The organism is Halobacteriovorax sp. RT-1-1, from assembly GCF_047085455.1.
Lineage (GTDB): Bacteria > Bdellovibrionota > Bacteriovoracia > Bacteriovoracales > Bacteriovoracaceae > Halobacteriovorax_A.
The window spans coordinates 1,349,184-1,364,900 of the sequence record NZ_JBKIXZ010000001.1 but is presented as its reverse complement, the minus strand read 5'-3'; the positions used below and the strand labels follow the sequence as shown (position 1 = coordinate 1,364,900).

The window sequence follows — 15,717 nt, the reverse complement described above, 5'->3', positions numbered from 1 at the left end:
TAAACTAATATATTGATTTCCTTTATCTAAACTACTGATAATACGTTAAAAAATGACTCAACTAGCCTATTCAAAGGGCCCCTCATATCCCTACAATATTGGTTTAATTAACTAAAATTTAAACAACACGACACAACTTCAAAGAAAGGATACTTATGTACAAGTTAATCGCCATTTATAAAATTCCAAACGATATCGATGCATGGGAAAAGCACTATGCGCAAGTTCATACTCCACTTGTAAAGAAAGTTCCAAGTATGAAAGAGCTTCGCTTAAATCGCATCACAGGGACTCCTCGTGGAGCAAGTGATCTACATGTAATCGCAGAAATGGTTTTTGAAAATAAAGATGACTTTAAAGTAGGAATGAGTTCTGAAGAAAATATGGCGTGTGGAAAAGATCTATTTAATTTCGCTAAAGAGATTGTTTCAATTCACTTCGCTAAAGAAGAAGTAATCACTCTTTAATAAGGAAAGCTTTAATGAGTAATATACTTTGTGAATTTCCATATAACGACCACGAGCATATCGCCCTAGTTAAGCTTAATCGCCCAAAGGTTTTAAATGCTCTTTCAACAGACCTAATGCGAGAGTTAGTTGATAAGCTTTTCGAACTTGATGATAACCCACAAGTTCGTGTCATCATCCTTACTGGTGATGAACGCGCATTTGCTGCTGGTGCAGATATTGCACAAATGGTTGAAGCGACTCCAATTGATCAAATCAATGACAACCGCTTCCGCTCATGGCAACAGCTTGCTCAAATAACAAAGCCAATCATTGCGGCCGTAAATGGTTACGCTCTAGGTGGTGGATGTGAGTTAGCAATGCACTGTGATTTCATTATTGCTGGAGATAGCGCAAAATTTGGCCAACCAGAAATTAGCATTGGGACAACTCCTGGTGCAGGTGGAACACAACGCCTAACACGAGCTCTAGGAAAGTCGAAGGCAATGATGCTTTGTATGACAGGTGAAATGTTTGGTGCAAACCAAGCACTTGACTGGGGCCTAGTTGCAAAGGTTGTCCCTAGCACGACTCTACTTCAAGAAACTTTTGAAACGGCAAAAGAAATCGCAAATAAGGCACCAGTTGCAATTAAGTTAATCAAAGAATCTGTAAACAAGGCCTTTGAAATGTCACTTAGTGATGGTGTTGATTTTGAAAGACGCAATTTCTATTTAACTTTTGCAAGTAGTGACCAGAAAGAAGGTATGCGTGCCTTCTTAGAAAAGCGCTCACCAGAGTACAAAGGAAATTAGAATGTCTGAATTTAAGAATATTATTATCGAAAAAGAAGCCTTCACAGGTATGATCACAATTAACCGTGAAGAAGTTTACGGCGCACTTTCTCGTGAAGCAAAACTTGAAATCATCAAGGCCATTAGAGATCTAAACCGCGACAGTGAAGTTGGCTGTATTATCCTTGCTTCAAAAGGCAAAGGATTTTGCACTGGACAAGATTTAAATGATCGCACAGTGCAAGCTGGAGAAAAACCAGTTGATCTTGGTGTAACACTTGAAACTGAGTGGAACCCACTGGTTAATGCAATTAAGTCATCTAAGAAACTAGTAATTGCTGCAGTTGAAGGTGTCGTTGCAGGAGCCGGTGTTTCCGTAGCACTTGCATGCGACTTAATCGTAGCAAAACCAGGAATAAAGTTTGTTTCAGGTTTTTCAAAACTAGGTCTTTGCCCAGATGCTGGATCAACTCATATGTTCACTCAAGCACTTGGCCCTAAAAAAGCAATGGAATACTTCCTTTTTAACGCTCCTTTAACAAGTGAGCAATTAGAGAATGCAGGACTTATTAATAAAGTAAGTGAAGAAGCATTAACAGATGCAAAAGCATGGGCCGGGCAAATTAATGCCATGGCACCTCTTTCAGTAAAAGCGATAAAAGAGAATATCAATGTTGCAATTGATAGCACTTCAAAAGAATCGATGGAGCGCGAAACAGCTTACCAAAGATTCTTGGGAAATAGTGAAGATTATAAAGAAGGCCTAACGGCATTCTTTGAAAAGAGACAAGCAAAATTTTTAGGAAAATAAGAAGGAGGCCATATGGCAGCAAGAGAATACACTCAAGAAGAACTACAATTATTTGAAGACATTCAAAATGGTAAGAAATTTGATAAGGGAGATGAGCTTCCTCCACTATACAAGAAGGCCCTAAGAAACCTTCTATGGATGCAACACGATTCAGAATATTCTGGGGCGCTTGGATATGCACCATGGATTGAAAAGGCACCAACGATGCAAGAAAAAGTAGTTGTTGCTCAAATCGTTAAAGATGAAATGAGACATGCTTCAGTTTGTTACAGACTTCTAAAAGGTCTTGGTGAAGATGTTGACTCACATATCGAAAAGTCAGAACTTGGATTCAAAATGCCAGAAGACGAAGCACAAATTGGATTCCAAAGATTAAAAGATGACTACCGTGTAAATATCTTCTACTACGGTATCAATTTCTGGGAAGACTTTATTCTATTTAACTTCCTAATGGATAGAGCTGCTGGCCACCAACTAGAAGACACTCTTGATTCAAGCTACCTTCCTTGGAAAAAAGGAATCGAAGGAATTTATAAAGAAGAAATCATGCACCTTGCTCACGGTGACAAATGGATCAAAATCCTTGCCGAAGGTGACAACAAAGAATTCCTACAAGAAAGACTAAATATCTGGTGGCCAAGAGTTATGAACGTATTTGGTTCAACAAAAGGTCGCTCAAATGACCTATATGTTAAGTTAGGACTTAAGAAGAGAACAAATGCTGTTGTTCGCGATGTTTTCGTAAAAGAAGTAGAAGAGCTTTGTGAACAAGCGGGCCTAGTTCTTCCTATCTACGACGAAGATGCACAACCACAAAGGCAATAATTGAATGAATATAAATAGTGTACTAGTTATTGGTGCAGGAACTATGGGGCGAGGAATCGCCCAATGGTTTTGCCAACACGGTGTGAAGGTTGAATTAGTAGACCAGCACCTTGAAATGGCCCAAGCAAGTGGTGATCTTATCACCTCTTCGTGGGACAAACTTGAAAGCAAAGGTAAATTTGACTCCGCTGAAATCACGGCTTTTAAAAAGAATTTAAATATCGTTGAGATGAATGAGCACCAAATCGATCACGACCTTGTGATTGAGGCCATTGTTGAAAACTTAGATATTAAGAAAAAAGTTTTTGCTCGTCTTGATGAGATCATGAGTGAAAAAACGATCTTTGCATCTAATACTTCATCTATTCCAATTACTAAAATGGCAAAAGACTTATCAAAACCTCGTAAAGAAAAATTCTTAGGTCTGCATTTCTTCAATCCTGCAACTTTAATGAAGTTAGTTGAAATTATTGAAACACCATGGAGTAGTAAAGATCAGGCCCATGCCCTTTATGACTGGTTTGAGCGCTATGGAAAAAAGCCTGCTTTATGCAAGGATTCTCCTGGTTTTATCGTTAATCGTGTTGCCAGAAATTTTTACGGCGAAAGCTTTCACCGCCTAGAAAACTATAATCAAGAGCAGGTCGCAGAAATTGATCGTGTCATGAAAAATGTAGGTGGATTTAGAATGGGCCCATTTGAGTTAATGGATCTTATCGGAATTGATGTCAACTATGATGTCACTCAATCTGTGTGGGCGTCATACTATTATGAACCACGTTTTAGGCCACACAAGATTCAACGTGAAATGGTTGATAGTGGCCGTATTGGACGCAAAGTTAAAGAGGGGTTCTATCGTTATGAATAAAACTATTTTAGTAAGTGATAACCACCCTCTGTACAAAAATGTTCTTGGAAGTGAATATCCTTCAATTGTTGTTGATCCGTATAGCATCAACACACTAGATGGTGTTGATTTTGATGAGACTGATTTAATTGTTGATCTTACTTGTTTTGATCGCAACTCAAAGATGGACCTATACGAACACTTAGATATTGTCTTTGATGGCCCAATCGTTTCAGATCTAACGGTCAACTGGGGCGAGTATTTAATTGGTCAATACGAAAATGTACTTGGCGCTGTAGCAGCGGCCTTCTACTCTCCAAAAAGCTGTTTTGAATTCTATATGAAAGATGATTCTATTGAAGAAGCTGCGTTTGATGTCTTCAAAAAACTCGGTTTTGATCTTGAAATCGTCAATCACATTGGAATTGGATTCACATACCCTAGAGTTATTTCACAAATTATTAATGAAGCATACTTTGCTAAAGAAGAAGCCTTGGCTTCAAATTCGGATATTGATAAGGCAATGAAGTTTGGTGTGAACTATCCACTAGGTCCATTTGAATGGGCCGATAAAATTGGAATTGAAAAAATCTTAATTCTGCTAGAAGAATTACGTGAAATCACAGGAGATGCACGTTATCGTCCGTCTCGCCTACTTAGGATGAATTTATGACACTTAAATATAGAGATGCGTACCTTGTCTACGCAAAAAGAACACCTATTGGAAAACTTGGTGGAAGCCTTTCTCATCTAAGAGTTGATGATATGCTAGCGACACTTTTTCGTGACTTCTCTCAAAGCTTTGATTTTGACATGAAGGAAATTGACGATGTTATCGTTGGCTGTGCAAATCAGGCCGGTGAAGATAACAGAAACCTTGCTCGTATGTCTGCTCTCTTAGGAGGCCTTCCTTACGAAGTTCCAGGTGTAACACTTAACCGTCTTTGTGCATCATCACTCGATGCAATTATTGATGGTTGGTCGCGCATTAATTTAGGAATGGCCGATTGCCTTCTTATTGGTGGTGCTGAGAGTATGACAAGAGCACCTCTTGTTATCTCTAAAGGATCAACTCCATTTGGGCGTGATTCTCAAATGTTTGATACAACATTTGGTTGGCGATTTCCAAATAAGAAGATGAAGGAGATGTTTCCTTTACTTGGCATGGGAGAGACAGCTGAAGAAGTTGTGGCGAAAATTGGAATTTCTCGTGAAGACCAAGATAAATTCGCACTTGCATCCCACCAAAAAGCTTGTAAAGCATGGGAGAACGGAGAATTTAACGATGAAGTTCTTCCTGTTGAAATAGCGATGAGAAAAGAAACAATTACTGTTTCAAAAGATGAAGGTCCTCGTCCATCAACAACTCTAGAGGCCCTAGCAGGACTTAGAGCAGTATTTAAAAAGGATGGTTCAGTAACGGCCGGAAACTCTTCAATGATGAATGATGGTGCAGCATGTGTGGCACTTGTTAGTGAAGAGTTCTTAAAACGCCACAACTTAACTCCTCTAGTGAAATTAACAGGAGCAGGTGTTCGCGGAATCCACCCAAATATCATGGGCCTTGGCCCTGTCGCTTCAACTCAAAGATTAATGGAAAAATTTGGAAAGAAGATTTCTGACTTTGATGTTGTAGAACTAAATGAGGCCTTCGCTTCTCAATCACTTGGTTGTATTCGCGAGCTTGGCCTTGATGAATCAAAAATAAATTTACGTGGTGGAGCAATCTCTCTAGGACACCCTCTTGGATGTTCTGGTGCTAGAATTGTGACAACACTTACTCATATCATGAAAGACAATGCAAATCTTAAGCAAGGTCTAGCTTCAATGTGTGTTGGTGTTGGTCAAGGTGTCTCTCTAAGCGTGGAAAATTGTAAATAGGAGTAAATATGAATGAAGTAAAATTATATATCAATGGAGAAATCCGCCCTTCGTCATCGGGTGAAATGGTTGATTCAATCGACCCATCAAATGGTGAATTTGTAGCGAAGGTTCACATTCCTTCGACACAGGATCTTGAAGATGCAGTACAAGCAGCAAAGAGCGCCTTCTATAATAAAGAATGGCGTGAAATGACTGCGGCCCAAAGAGGAGAAATCCTACTTAAAGTTTCAGAGCTTCTAAAAGAAAGAAAGCGTGAGTTCATTGAACAAGAAATCAAAGACAGTGGTTCAACTTTTAGAAAAGCTGCCGCTGATCTTCACAACACAGCAAGTTTCTTTAAGGTAATGAGTAAGGTTGCGACAAATTTTAAGTTTGAACAATTAGATGAAAAAGCAACAAGAGCGGGCTTTTCTAAAAATACTCGTCGCTATGAGCCTGTTGGTGTTTGTGCACAAATTATTCCATGGAACTTCCCTCTTGTTATGGCCGGTTGGAAAATTGGTCCAATCTTAGCGACAGGATGTACGACAGTTCTAAAATCAGCAGTTGAAACTCCAGTGACAGCAATGATGCTAGCAGAAGTTCTAATTGAAGCAGGCGTGCCTAAAGGTGTTGTCAATATCGTTACGGGTGGAGCAAAAGAAGGACAATATCTTGTTAATCACAAGGATATCGCAAAAGTAGCATTTACAGGATCAACGGCCGTTGGGCGTGAAATCTTAAAGCAAAGTGCAAGTGAAATTAAGAATACGACAATGGAGCTTGGTGGAAAATCGGCAAATATCGTTTTAGACGATGCTGATCTTGATATCGCTGTTGATGGCGCTCTTTACGCATTCCTATATCACTCAGGTCAAGCTTGTGACTCGGGAACTCGCCTACTTGTTCAAGATGGAATCTATGATGAGTTCATGACAAAGTTCAAAGAAAGAATTGCAAAAGTAGCAATTGGTGCAACTCCAGAGAAGACAACAGGATTTGGACCAGTGGTTTCAGAGAAACAATTTAACACAATCATGGGTTATATTAATAAGACAAAAGAAGAAGGTGCAAAGCTGATCTATGGTGGTGAGCGTATTACTGAAGGTGACTTTGCCAAAGGTTACTATATTCAGCCGACAGCTTTTGAAATCACACCAGACAATACAATTTGGCATGAAGAGATCTTTGGGCCAGTTGTAGGTATTACTAAATTCAGCACGGAAGAAGAAGCGATTAAGCTAGCAAATAACTCAATCTATGGACTTGCAGGAGCTGTATGGTCAAAGAATGAAGAGCGTGCTCTTAATATTGCCAAAGAAATTGAAGCCGGTACAGTTTGGATAAATGAGTATCACTTATTAAATCCAGGAATGCCATTTGGTGGATTTAAACAATCTGGTGTTGGACGAGAAATGGGTGAAGAGGGAATCAAGGCCTACCTTGAAGTTAAACACCTATGGGAATCTGATTGTAATACACGCGAAGGTAAAATGTGGTTTGATGCCCTATTTTAGATAAAGAAAAGGCCTTCATAACGAAGGCCTTTTTTTTATTTGTATAAAACTTTTAGTGCAATATCTCCAAAGTCATCGTAAATCGAGAATGATTTTTCAAAGTGACTTTCTTTAAACACAATATCCAAATTAGAATCAATACATGTTGTGATAAAATCACGTCCGTAGATTTCGTAACTACGATTTAAGAAAGGTTGAAATTCACAAATTCTCACCCTTGGGTATTGATAAGGAACACTTTCATAACTTAAAGCAAAGTACTCACGATACTTAAGAAAGTCCTCTCCTATTCCAGCTAACCTCGTAAAGACATAGCTAATATTGCGATTATTAAATCTAAAAAGTTGAGATAATTTTTGAGAGTGCTGTGCCGTTCCTGGGCGAAAGACTGGTTCATCACAATATTGAGTGTCATCAGAGTTGTAATTTGCGATATTAAATTTCTTAATCACACACTTAATTGGTGTTGCGATCGTAAGGGTTGACCCCTTTCTACCATGCATGAAGCGCCTAAATGTTTTATCCTCATTAACTGATCCGTGCACAAGGCCAAGAACATCACCAGTTCTCGTATCAACGACACCGGCCCCCATAGAATCATCACGAATATTACAATTTTTCATCGCAACGGCAGAAGATTCTTTGTTATTATTTGGGAATAAAACATTATTATTTGTTTTACGGCAGTTGTATCTCATACGGTTAAGTTCATAACCTGTATTATCAAGTTTCTTTTTAACGAACCAAAGTTGATAATAGCTAAAATCACTCATCTTATTTTCAGAAACAGCGGCATAGTCTCCAGGAATGGCCTCCTTGAGTCTAATAGTTGTAAAGTTTCCGTTGTAAGTACTTTGTTCGTTGAATTGAGATTGATCTTCTAGAATTTCACCACATTGATAGACGCGGCCGTTTGTTGTTTTTGCTGCAATTGAACTACAGCTGGCATCGGTCACACAATGAGAAGGAACAACCATGTGCTGCTCATCGGCCATATAGCCAGTACAATACTTAGGAAACTCACTTGAACTATTAATAAATAGCACAAATGAGTCAGTACACTGACCCTCTTCGAAACAGTCGAATTTAACCTTTGTTGAGGTCTCTAATTTCGAGGTCTGTCTCGTAACATTCTTTTTAGCACCATCTTCTCCACCTGGAGTTCCACATGAACACAGAACAAGTAGTGAGATGATTGAAAGTGTTATTGCCTTAAGCAAAGTTCGTCTCCAAAAACTTCATTTAGTCCGATTTTTTACCATAAATAGGATACCCAAATATGATATTGTAAATTATTCAAGAATCCTCGACACACAGTGGCAAAATCGACGATTTTAACGTATTCTTGTTAAATATGATGATCGTAAGCGCGTGCTTGGCCGGCAAAAAATGTCGATATGACGGAGAGCATAAAAAACAACAACTTATAAGTGACCTCGTTGCTCAAGGCAAGGCCATTGCTGTCTGTCCTGAAGAACTAGGAGGCCTTCCCACTCCAAGGCCACCCGCAGAGAATGTCGATGGAAAGCTCATCACAATCGATGGAAATGATGTCAGCATCAACTACGAGCTTGGGGCCCAAAGATCTCTAGAAATTGCACTAGAAAACTCATGCACAAAGGCACTGCTAAAATCAAAATCACCAATGTGTGGTGCTGGACTTGTTTACGATGGGAATTTTTCAGGAAACCTAATTGAAGGTGATGGCGAATTTACCAAGAAGCTAAAAGAGAACGGTATTCAAGTTGAGGCCATCGACTAATCCAAAGTTTTCACACATCTAACAAAGCTGTAACATCTCAATTAATAAATCAATTAAGATAGACCTACTAGAACACTAGGAGGGTCTAGATGAATGAATTAGAACTAAAGAAATTTCAAGCAAGAAATTTACAAGGTCGAATGAAGCACCTTAGTCATCAACTTGAATACTTAAAAGTGAATCCAGAAGACTGGGATAACTTTCAATCAATCATTAATATGAAATTTAATCATCTCATCAATGATTCAATTTCTCTTGGAAGTATTGAAGCGGCAAATTATCTTGCCCTATTACAAAATCATTTAAATGAAAATTTTAATAATGAGACTATTACTATCGTAAAAGACCAATTTGATGAAGTTCTCGATGCTCTAGATGGCCTTGGTGTTGAGCTTTTAATCAATACTGAAATGCAATCTGAGTTTACGCATTAGTTAAACTGTGGTTTGTGCTTCTGCGGATGCACGCAAACTCGTCGGCTTCGGCTCCTGCCTCTCGCCGACATACCGTCCATCCTGGACATAAAAAAGCCCCGCATTCGCGGGGCAATCCTTTTGCAGTAATTATAGTGGTTTTAATTAACCAATTAGTTTTAGAGCTGCAGCACCTTGAGAGTTAGACTGAGCAAGTACTGAAGAACCAGCGTTAACAAGAATATCATTCTTAGCTTTCTTCGCTGTCTCAGCTGCATAGTCAGTGTCTCTGATACGAGAGTTAGCAGCACTTAAGTTTTCTGAACTGATCTGTAGGTTGTTAATTGTAGAATTTAATCTATTTTGCTTAGCACCTAGCTCAGCTCTTTGTCCTGCAATACTTTCGATTGCAGAGTCTAGGTTTGCAAGAGCAGATTGAGCACCCTCTTTCGAGCCAACTTCAAGGTCTGCTACACCTAGGTTTTCCAGAGAAGAGTTCAGTACATTCGTATCGAATTGAATTCTATCTTGGAAATCATCATTATTAATACCGATTTGGATATCAAACTTATCACCAGCACCAGTTAGAAGTTTCTTTCCGTTAAACTCAGTAACTTCTGAAATTCTTTGGATCTCTTGCTTAAGGTTTTGATACTCAAGATCAGTAAATTGTCTCTCAGTGTCACCTACTGTGTCCGATGCTGATTGAACAGATAGTTCTCTTAGTCTTACTAAGATGTTTGATACTTCATTCAGACCACCTTCTGCGATTTGAATCATTGAAATACCGTCATTCGCGTTTCTTTCTGCTTGATTAGTTGATCTAATTTGCCCTTTTAATTTCTCAGAAATCGCAAGACCTGCAGCATCGTCAGCTGAACGTACAATTCTTGTACCAGATGAAAGTTTTTCTAAAGATTTTGATTGAGCGTTGTTGCTTAGACCTAATGATCTTTGTGCAGCTAAAGACGTTACATTTGTGTTAATACGCATACCCATTGTGATACCTCCGTGATCTATTTCCCCCCCGTACTCAGGGTTGTCCCGACCATTGGAACAATGAGCATACTGCTCTTGTGAATTTTATTAACTTTTTAATTAAGTCTTCTGACCTAACATGAATCTTCTCGGAGGTGAAAATGAAAGCTTTAGGAAAATATTAAATTATTTTAGATTTTTTTTTACATTTTCTAAAATTAAGGAAAGTCTCGAAAATCATTAATTTTTTTGGACTCTATAATGATAAGTACATAAATAAATTAAATGATTTACCGATAATAAGCTATATGGAAGAAGGGAAACCGCTCATTTTTCTTGAGCCTCTTACTGAAGCAGTAAAGAAGCTAAAAGAGTCTATTGAGGCATCTGCAGAAGCAGAGGGTATCGAAATATATGAAGTTGAAAGTCCCGAGGAATATAATCAACTAATCCCAACTATCGGCCAGTCTTTAACGATTGCCTGTAGTCCTAAAAAGACAGCTCAATGTATTCAACCGCTAAGAAAATTCATTCATAAAAATAATGTAAAAGTACTTCTGATTAACTCGAAAGCTGTGCCTCCTAAAACTCTAGAAAAGTTTAGAAAGATTGGATTAACAGAGTATATACAAGAACCTGTTCCTGCAAAAACGTTAGAGTATAAAGTAAATCTTATATTAAGATCTTTAAAGAAGGCCGAAGAAACAGCAGAAATGGAGTTTCGAAGTGGTGAAGATAAAGCAGCACTCGAAGAAAGAAATTATGAAGATAAGAAAGAGGCCGAAAGAAATAATAATGGTGGGCACTTAAAGGGAAATGTTTCAAAGGCAGCTCCTCAAAAAGCTAATAAGGATGTCTTTGATGATAGTACATATGCAGATTATAGTGATGATGACGAAATTAAAGAACAAGGAATGTCATTAAAAGACTTAAGTGCACACCAAAAGCAAAATAATCAAGAAGGTGGCCATCTTAAAGGCTCATTAGAAAAGAATAGTAAGGCCGACAACACTCCTGAGATAAATTTTGAAGAGGATCTCTTTAAAAGCCTTGAACAGCAATCAAGTAAATCAAATAAGGATCTAGGAGGAAGTCTAAAAGGTCAAGTATCCCCTACTTTAGATGACTATGATGAAGATAAAGACGACTTTGATGAGGACCTTTTTAAAAGTCTTGATAGTGTAAAAAAGAGTTCACAAAACACAGGCCAACAAAGTGGACAACTTAAGGGGAGTTTATCTCCAACATTAGATGACATTGAAGACGATGATTTCGAAGACGATCTTTTCAAGAGTCTTGATACTGTCAAAAAATCAGCAAATAAAGCCGATGACCTTGGTGGAAGCCTTCAAGGTAAGCTATCTCCTACTCTTGATGACATAGAAGACGAAAAAGATACTGACGAAGACCTCTTTGCAAATCTCGATAAAGTTAAAAATGCGACAAATAAATCGAATGAGAAAGATGGTTCACTTAAAGGTAGCATCTCCGCAACATTAGATAATGTAGAAAATGAAAAAGATACCGACGAAGACCTCTTTGCAAGTCTTGATAATATAAAAAAATCAAACTTAAATGATAGCAAAACGAGCAGACCAAATCTTAGTGGAAAGCTTACTCCTACACAAAGCGATACTGATTATAGTGATGACGATTTTGATGATGACTTATTGAAAACATTAGAAGAGCTACAGTCAAATAAGACCACTTCTAAGGGAAGAGATCAACAAGGAATACAGTCTTCATCTAATGATGAACTTATTGATAACGAGAAAGGTCTCCAAGGTAAATCGAAAGACAGTGCCGATCTGGCAATGAGTAAGAATAATGGTTCTCGTGATAATCAGACAAATAATAGAGACAATGAAGATCTATTTGCTTCTCTCGATGCGCACTCTAAAGAGAAAAATAAAAAGTATGATAATGTACATAATTTAGATCTTAATTTAGATAACAAGGCCGAAAACGAAGAAGTAACAAGACCTCCTGGACCAACTATTGAATACGAAAAGAAGGGTGATCTTGGCGAGCAAACTATTGATTACTCAAACCTTGATAAACAACCTGAATACGAAGGTGGTTCGAAAGAAGAATTAGAAATAAAATTCTCCGAATCTCAGGATGTGCTTGCTGCTAAAAAAAGAGAAGAAGCAAATCGTCTAGCAGAACAATTAAAGATTCAGCAACAACAAGAAGATGCAAGAAAAAAGCAGGAAGAAGAAAGAAAAAGAGCACTTGAAGCACAACAAGCAAAGGCACTGGCCGATGCTGAAGCAGAGAGGCTAAAAAATGAACAAGAAATTGAAGATGCCCTAGGCGCAATCTTTATTCCAGATCCAAAAGATATGAACTTTTTTATCGAGGCGATGAATTTTGTTATTGATGGTGACGCAGTAAAAAGCTTCACAAATGAATATATAAATACTTTTTGCATTGGAACTGTCGTCATTTATAATATTCAAAATGAGTGTATTCTAGGCAATGAAGATGTTGATGATCGCTTCGAGGCCATAAAGAATGTTTTAAAAGCAAAGAGAAAACCTAGTTGGAATGATACAACATTTCAAAGTGAGCTGCTCTACTATCACATACCAATCATAGAAAATGGAAAATACCATAACTTCATTCTATTTCTGACTTCCAAGGGTGAAATTGCAAGATCAAATGAAAATCCAAAAAGAGTCGAACAATGTCTACAAGTAATCAAGGGAAGCTACCTTAGTGGAGAAGATCGAGCATCTAAGAAGATTGAATCAAAAAAGAGCTCATCCATTACAGAATCTGTTAGTGGTCTCTTTAAAGGAATCTTTGGAGGTAAGAAATGAGGGCATATTTCTTTATCAAATTAAGTTCACTAAAAGACATTAAAACTTTTCCTTTTTCACTCTATGTCTACAACTTGAAAGATAAAACATATAATTTATCACTAAAGGCCAATACTCCATTAACAAATGATAGTTATGAACTACTACGTTATATTGAAGATAGTAATAAAGGTAAGATCGCAGTAAAGCTTTCCCAGAGAATGACTTATTTGGCCACAGTTGGAGAACTCGATAAGATTGAACCAAGAGTTATTGAAGAAACAAAGCAGAAGATTGAAATTTTAAAAGAGTACGAAGACATTATTGAGGAACAAAGGATAAGCGAACATATCGCACTTCCCCCTCTTCGCAGTATGGTCTCAAAAGCAATCGATAAGGATGACTTTCTACCTATCATACTTAGGGCCCAAAAAGAAATCATGCTTTTTTCAATTGATATAAGCCACACTGTATCTCTTGCACGTCACTTTGCAGGTGTGCATATGAATAAAGATAATCTGACAAATAGAATCGTCGCTCTCAGTTATTTCTTTGCGAAGAAAATGATGATTGATAACCCACAAGATCTTGCAGACCTAGTATGTGCTTCATTCCTAGCAAATATTGGCCTTACTCAAATATCGCCTAATATCATTCATGGCAATCAAACTGAAATCACTCACGATCAAAGAGAGCAATATTACAAACATGTTAAATTTAGTCGTATGTTTATTGATCAAAGCGGTATTAAGTTAAGTGAAGAGTGTAAGAAACTCATTGATACTCATCATGAAAAATATGATGGTTCAGGAATGCCCGATCAAATATCACAAGCAGGCCTTGGCCTAAGCAGTGAGATCCTTGAGTTTGTCTCTCACATCATGGAATTTAGCTACGGACTGATTACCGGAGAAAAAACATCTCTAAGTAGTGTTGTTTATATGATTGATGCTGGAGCAGGAGTTAGAGGACTCAATGTCAATTACAGCGGCCGTATAAAGCCTCATGTAACAAGCATACTATCTCTTTAATTATTAGTTATTAATTAAATGTTCCGTACGGAAGTGTATTTCTTCCCATCCAAGTGTGAAGATTCGCCTGAATACTCGTTTCATTATCATTTTTATTATCCATAACTTCAATCTTAGCGAAAGTTAACTGAGTCGTTCCAGTTCCCTTTCCAAAATCGAGATTATACATACGAGTCCATGTTCCAGTATTTATAAATGTCTTACCATTAGAATAGGTACGACAAATCGGCTCATGCGTATGACCAACAATTAGCACATCTGTATCTTCTGCTTGCTGTAGATAATCGAAAGTCAGAGATTCGTAATCTTGAAAGAGTGCTAATTCCTTAAAGAATAGTTTTAACCAATCACCAAAATTATCACTTATCTTAAAAAGATAAATTGAACGAACCATGATGAAATAGATAACGTTTGCGAGCATAAAGCGCAGCGTGAAGAATGTATCGTAAATAAGTCCATTAATTAAGAACTTATTGATAGGTCTTACAGCATTTACGTGATCTCGCTCCTCTTTAAACTTATTGATTACTCTTGTGACGTAATAAGATCCCCACGGAGGATTAAAATAGCGCTTACCAGACTCATCTTCGATAATACAATGCTCTTCATCAAAGGTATGAGCAATCTCATACTCGTGGCCATGCTTAAGAACAACTCGATCAGCAGGACGATACTCATCATTTAGGTGACGTATTTCAAATTTTGATCGAATATTTTCGTCAAAGTAAGATAAAACAAGCTCCTGTAGTGATTTAAAAACAAGCTCCGCATCGTGATTACCTATAATGAAAGTAATTTTCTTATTCTTTGTTTTCAAAAAATCATTAAGGGCCTGCATAACTTCTTTATGGGCCTCAAGAATCATTTTTAATTTTTTTAATGAAGACTCTTCAGACCAAAATTCGTCATCATATACCTTGATATAAGGAACGGCCAAAAGATCAAAAAAGTCTCCATTAATAATTAATTCAACTTCTTTATTTGAATATTCTTCTTTACTAAAATATTCGAGAAAATCCACAAGTTCTTCATCGTAGTGAAAATCTTCAAGATAGTTTCTTACACCATCAACATACTCGCCTGCTCCGAGATGAACATCAGAGATTACAATAATGGTTTTCTTTGAATTATTTTTGCGAAGGAATCTCATATGCCGATTTACCTATATTCAAGACGATTTTTTGGAAAGCAGGATCTAGTGGAACGAAGAAAAATCTTTTCTTGGTATTGAAGTCAAATTCAACACTTACTTCCATGTCTGACTTTACTGTAATAAATTTTAAATTCTTATCAAACTCATCAACAAACTTGCCGCGAATCGGAGTAAGGGTTTTATTTTGAACAATAACTGCAACTCTCCCATTTCTCATTTTTGCAGGGGAAATTACCTTGTAATAACTAGGCATGGCCGTAACTATAAATGCCTCGGCCCTCTCCATTCTCTGTTGTGCAAATACTTCTTTTGTTAAAAAGAAGCTAAAAAAAATTGAGAAAAGAAAGAAGCTTAATCGTTTATTATTCATATTTATATTGTAACTATTTAATATTTTATAGATTATAGCTGGCAAAGCTTACCTAGTAATCATCATTTACACGCTGAAAGTGATGTCATTTAAGATTCATACC

16 protein-coding genes are annotated in these 15,717 nt (G+C 37.4%); 12 read left to right on the top strand and 4 right to left on the bottom strand.

Going from position 1 to position 15,717, the window contains the following annotated elements:
• Positions 1–155: 155 nt before the first annotated feature.
• Genes ACMAWV_RS06770 through ACMAWV_RS06735 form a run of 8 tightly spaced genes read left to right on the top strand, consistent with a single transcriptional unit; the run spans position 156 to position 7,103 of the window.
• On the top strand, positions 156–467 hold the full coding sequence (locus ACMAWV_RS06770) for an EthD family reductase (protein WP_103216894.1): 312 nt from the start codon (positions 156–158) through the stop codon (positions 465–467).
• 14 nt (positions 468–481) lie between these two features.
• Entirely contained in the window at positions 482–1,261 is a 780-nt protein-coding gene (locus ACMAWV_RS06765) for an enoyl-CoA hydratase-related protein (RefSeq protein ID WP_103216893.1), read from the top strand.
• 1 nt (position 1,262) lies between these two features.
• The gene (locus ACMAWV_RS06760) at positions 1,263–2,051 is read left to right on the top strand and encodes an enoyl-CoA hydratase/isomerase family protein (RefSeq protein WP_412469693.1); all 789 of its coding nucleotides are present in this window, start codon (positions 1,263–1,265) and stop codon (positions 2,049–2,051) included.
• A 12-nt stretch (positions 2,052–2,063) separates the two neighbouring features.
• Complete coding sequence (locus ACMAWV_RS06755) at positions 2,064–2,876, top strand: Phenylacetic acid catabolic protein (protein ID WP_103216891.1); 813 nt, start codon at positions 2,064–2,066, stop codon at positions 2,874–2,876.
• A 4-nt stretch (positions 2,877–2,880) separates the two neighbouring features.
• Complete coding sequence (locus ACMAWV_RS06750) at positions 2,881–3,744, top strand: 3-hydroxyacyl-CoA dehydrogenase NAD-binding domain-containing protein (protein WP_103216890.1); 864 nt, start codon at positions 2,881–2,883, stop codon at positions 3,742–3,744.
• Positions 3,737–4,396, top strand: a complete 660-nt coding sequence (locus ACMAWV_RS06745) for a 3-hydroxyacyl-CoA dehydrogenase family protein (protein WP_158246785.1) — start codon at positions 3,737–3,739, stop codon at positions 4,394–4,396. The genes ACMAWV_RS06750 and ACMAWV_RS06745 overlap by 8 nt, the downstream gene beginning before the upstream one ends.
• Entirely contained in the window at positions 4,393–5,604 is a 1,212-nt protein-coding gene (locus ACMAWV_RS06740; protein ID WP_392991511.1) for a thiolase family protein, read from the top strand. Before ACMAWV_RS06745 ends, ACMAWV_RS06740 begins: the two co-directional genes overlap by 4 nt.
• 8 nt (positions 5,605–5,612) lie before the next feature.
• Positions 5,613–7,103, top strand: coding sequence for an aldehyde dehydrogenase family protein (locus ACMAWV_RS06735; protein ID WP_103216887.1), 1,491 nt, complete (start codon positions 5,613–5,615; stop codon positions 7,101–7,103).
• Positions 7,104–7,138: 35 nt separating this feature from the next.
• Here ACMAWV_RS06735 and ACMAWV_RS06730 read toward each other — a convergent pair whose 3' ends face one another.
• Positions 7,139–8,323: a hypothetical protein gene (locus tag ACMAWV_RS06730; protein ID WP_412469694.1), complete on the bottom strand. Its 1,185-nt coding sequence runs from the start codon at positions 8,321–8,323 to the stop codon at positions 7,139–7,141.
• 134 nt (positions 8,324–8,457) lie between these two features.
• On the opposite strand from ACMAWV_RS06730, the gene ACMAWV_RS06725 reads away from it, so the two are divergent.
• Together ACMAWV_RS06725 and ACMAWV_RS06720 are read left to right on the top strand one after the other, a co-directional pair.
• Positions 8,458–8,865: a DUF523 domain-containing protein gene (locus tag ACMAWV_RS06725; RefSeq protein WP_103216885.1), complete on the top strand. Its 408-nt coding sequence runs from the start codon at positions 8,458–8,460 to the stop codon at positions 8,863–8,865.
• A gap of 89 nt (positions 8,866–8,954) precedes the next feature.
• A complete protein-coding gene (locus ACMAWV_RS06720) occupies positions 8,955–9,299 on the top strand; it encodes a hypothetical protein (protein WP_103216884.1) in 345 nt (114 codons plus the stop codon).
• Between the two features lie 144 nt (positions 9,300–9,443).
• Here ACMAWV_RS06720 and ACMAWV_RS06715 read toward each other — a convergent pair whose 3' ends face one another.
• A complete protein-coding gene (locus tag ACMAWV_RS06715; protein ID WP_103216883.1) occupies positions 9,444–10,277 on the bottom strand; it encodes a flagellin in 834 nt (277 codons plus the stop codon).
• A gap of 287 nt (positions 10,278–10,564) precedes the next feature.
• On the opposite strand from ACMAWV_RS06715, the gene ACMAWV_RS06710 reads away from it, so the two are divergent.
• Together ACMAWV_RS06710 and ACMAWV_RS06705 are read left to right on the top strand one after the other, a co-directional pair.
• Positions 10,565–13,081: a cell envelope integrity protein TolA gene (locus tag ACMAWV_RS06710; protein WP_412469695.1), complete on the top strand. Its 2,517-nt coding sequence runs from the start codon at positions 10,565–10,567 to the stop codon at positions 13,079–13,081.
• Positions 13,078–14,091 carry an HD domain-containing phosphohydrolase gene (locus ACMAWV_RS06705; protein WP_412469696.1) on the top strand — a complete coding sequence of 338 codons (1,014 nt, stop codon included), beginning with the start codon at positions 13,078–13,080 and terminating at the stop codon, positions 14,089–14,091. Before ACMAWV_RS06710 ends, ACMAWV_RS06705 begins: the two co-directional genes overlap by 4 nt.
• Positions 14,092–14,101: 10 nt before the next feature.
• Here the strand turns inward: ACMAWV_RS06705 and ACMAWV_RS06700 are convergent, their stop codons facing one another.
• Both ACMAWV_RS06700 and ACMAWV_RS06695 read right to left on the bottom strand, forming a co-directional pair.
• Entirely contained in the window at positions 14,102–15,241 is a 1,140-nt protein-coding gene (locus tag ACMAWV_RS06700) for a metallophosphoesterase (protein ID WP_412462757.1), read from the bottom strand.
• Positions 15,219–15,614 carry a hypothetical protein gene (locus tag ACMAWV_RS06695; RefSeq protein WP_103216879.1) on the bottom strand — a complete coding sequence of 132 codons (396 nt, stop codon included), beginning with the start codon at positions 15,612–15,614 and terminating at the stop codon, positions 15,219–15,221. Before ACMAWV_RS06695 ends, ACMAWV_RS06700 begins: the two co-directional genes overlap by 23 nt.
• Positions 15,615–15,717 lie beyond the last annotated feature (103 nt).

Coding starts and splice junctions, on each gene's coding strand:
- ACMAWV_RS06770 (WP_103216894.1), top strand. CDS start 156: ATGTACAAGTTAATCGCCATTTATAAAATTCCAAACGATATCGATGCA.
- ACMAWV_RS06765 (WP_103216893.1), top strand. CDS start 482: ATGAGTAATATACTTTGTGAATTTCCATATAACGACCACGAGCATATC.
- ACMAWV_RS06760 (WP_412469693.1), top strand. CDS start 1,263: ATGTCTGAATTTAAGAATATTATTATCGAAAAAGAAGCCTTCACAGGT.
- ACMAWV_RS06755 (WP_103216891.1), top strand. CDS start 2,064: ATGGCAGCAAGAGAATACACTCAAGAAGAACTACAATTATTTGAAGAC.
- ACMAWV_RS06750 (WP_103216890.1), top strand. CDS start 2,881: ATGAATATAAATAGTGTACTAGTTATTGGTGCAGGAACTATGGGGCGA.
- ACMAWV_RS06745 (WP_158246785.1), top strand. CDS start 3,737: ATGAATAAAACTATTTTAGTAAGTGATAACCACCCTCTGTACAAAAAT.
- ACMAWV_RS06740 (WP_392991511.1), top strand. CDS start 4,393: ATGACACTTAAATATAGAGATGCGTACCTTGTCTACGCAAAAAGAACA.
- ACMAWV_RS06735 (WP_103216887.1), top strand. CDS start 5,613: ATGAATGAAGTAAAATTATATATCAATGGAGAAATCCGCCCTTCGTCA.
- ACMAWV_RS06725 (WP_103216885.1), top strand. CDS start 8,458: ATGATGATCGTAAGCGCGTGCTTGGCCGGCAAAAAATGTCGATATGAC.
- ACMAWV_RS06720 (WP_103216884.1), top strand. CDS start 8,955: ATGAATGAATTAGAACTAAAGAAATTTCAAGCAAGAAATTTACAAGGT.
- ACMAWV_RS06715 (WP_103216883.1), bottom strand. CDS start 10,277: ATGGGTATGCGTATTAACACAAATGTAACGTCTTTAGCTGCACAAAGA.
- ACMAWV_RS06710 (WP_412469695.1), top strand. CDS start 10,565: ATGGAAGAAGGGAAACCGCTCATTTTTCTTGAGCCTCTTACTGAAGCA.
- ACMAWV_RS06705 (WP_412469696.1), top strand. CDS start 13,078: ATGAGGGCATATTTCTTTATCAAATTAAGTTCACTAAAAGACATTAAA.
- ACMAWV_RS06700 (WP_412462757.1), bottom strand. CDS start 15,241: ATGAGATTCCTTCGCAAAAATAATTCAAAGAAAACCATTATTGTAATC.
- ACMAWV_RS06695 (WP_103216879.1), bottom strand. CDS start 15,614: ATGAATAATAAACGATTAAGCTTCTTTCTTTTCTCAATTTTTTTTAGC.